Source organism: Mesorhizobium sp. M2A.F.Ca.ET.067.02.1.1 (assembly GCF_004023285.1).
Classification (GTDB): Bacteria; Pseudomonadota; Alphaproteobacteria; order Rhizobiales; family Rhizobiaceae; genus Mesorhizobium.
Genome location: NZ_RZSB01001027.1, coordinates 1 through 1694 on the forward strand (window position 1 = coordinate 1; position 1694 = coordinate 1694).

At 65.4% G+C, this 1694-nt stretch carries 1 protein-coding gene; it reads right to left on the reverse strand.

The window, feature by feature from the left end; translation table 11 throughout:
• Positions 1–1694 (reverse strand): phosphate acyltransferase (locus EOA28_RS34990; protein ID WP_128315810.1); only part of this gene is annotated, 1694 nt, incomplete at both ends.

Here is a 1694-nt window from a genome sequence, read left to right on the forward strand (position 1 = left end):
GCTGTGGGATCGATGGAGACGTAAGTGTCTGTGAGAAAGATGATGCCCCGCTGCGAAATCAGCATGGAGAGCGCCGACAGATCGCGGTCCTTGACGCCGGCGCGCGGCCCGATGATCAGCGAGACGTTGCGCAAGTGCCGCTCGAAACGACCTTCGAGCCCGCAGATCATGGCATCCGCATCGCCACGCTTCAGCGCGAGCGCCGCGATAACCGTATTGTTGGTGCGCACCATGGTGCGAGCGGCTTCCGTCGTCACCCCGCGCCGGCCGGCGAGTTCGATCAAAAGATCGACATAATGGCGGTAGCGCGGATCGTCTTCCGGATTGATCAACGCGAAATCAACGCCCGGCCGGATGCGCAGGCCGTAACGCTTCAGGCGCACCTCCACCACATGCGGGCGGCCGATCAAAGTCGGTTCGGCGATGCCTTCCTCCAGCACCACCTGGGCGGCGCGCAGCACGCGCTCGTCCTCGCCGTCGGCGTAGATGACGCGCTTGGAGCTTGAAGCCTTGGCGGAGGAAAACACCGGCTTCATCACCAGGCCGGAGCGGAAGACGAAGCGGTTGAGCTTGTCGATATAGGCGGCGAAGTCGGCGATCGGCCGCGTCGCGACGCCGGTGTCGCAGGCAGCCTTCGCCACCGCCGGCGCGATGCGCAGGATAAGGCGCGGATCGAAGGGCGAAGGGATCAGGAAATCGGGGCCGAACATCGGCGTCTCGCCAGAATAGGCGCGGGCGGCGACGTCCGAAGGCTCCTCGCGGGCAAGGGCGGCGATCGCCCGCACCGCCGCCATCTTCATCTCCTCGTTGATGGCGCTGGCGCCGCAATCGAGCGCGCCCCGGAAGATGTAAGGAAAGCAGAGCACGTTGTTGACTTGGTTGGGAAAATCGGACCGCCCGGTGCAGATCATGGCGTCCGGCCGGGCGGCCCGCGCCAGCTCCGGCATGATCTCGGGATTGGGGTTGGCCAAAGCCAGGATGAGCGGTTTCGGCGCCATATGCTGCAGGAGCTCCGGCTTCAACACGCCGGCGGCGGAGAGGCCGAGAAAGACGTCGGCGCCGGAAATGACATCGGCCAGCGTGCGCGCCTCAGTGTCCTTCACATAAGGGTCCTTCCAGCGATCCATCTCCTCGACGCGGCCCTTGTAGGCGACTCCGAAACGGTCGGTGACCCAGATGTTTTCCACCTGGGCGCCGAGCGAGACCAGAAGGTTGAGGCAGGCAAGTGCTGCGGCGCCCGCGCCGGAAGTGACGATCTTGATGTCGGAAATCGCCTTGCCGGCCAGTTCCAGCCCGTTGAGCACCACGGCCGCGACGATGATCGCCGTGCCATGCTGGTCGTCGTGGAACACCGGAATGCCCATCCGGGCCTTCAACTGCTCCTCGACCTCGAAGCATTCCGGCGCCTTGATGTCCTCGAGGTTGATGCCGCCGAAGGTCGGCTCCAGCGCCGCCACGGTCTCCACCATGCGCTCGATCTCCGGCGCGTCGATCTCGATGTCGAAGACGTCGATGCCTGCGAATTTCTTGAACAGCACCGCCTTGCCTTCCATCACCGGCTTGGAGGCGAGCGGGCCGATATTGCCGAGCCCAAGCACGGCGGAGCCGTTGGAGACGACGCCGACAAGATTGGCGCGGGCGGTGTAGTCGGCGGCGGTGGCGGGGTCGTCGCGGATCTCGAGGCAGGGCGCGGC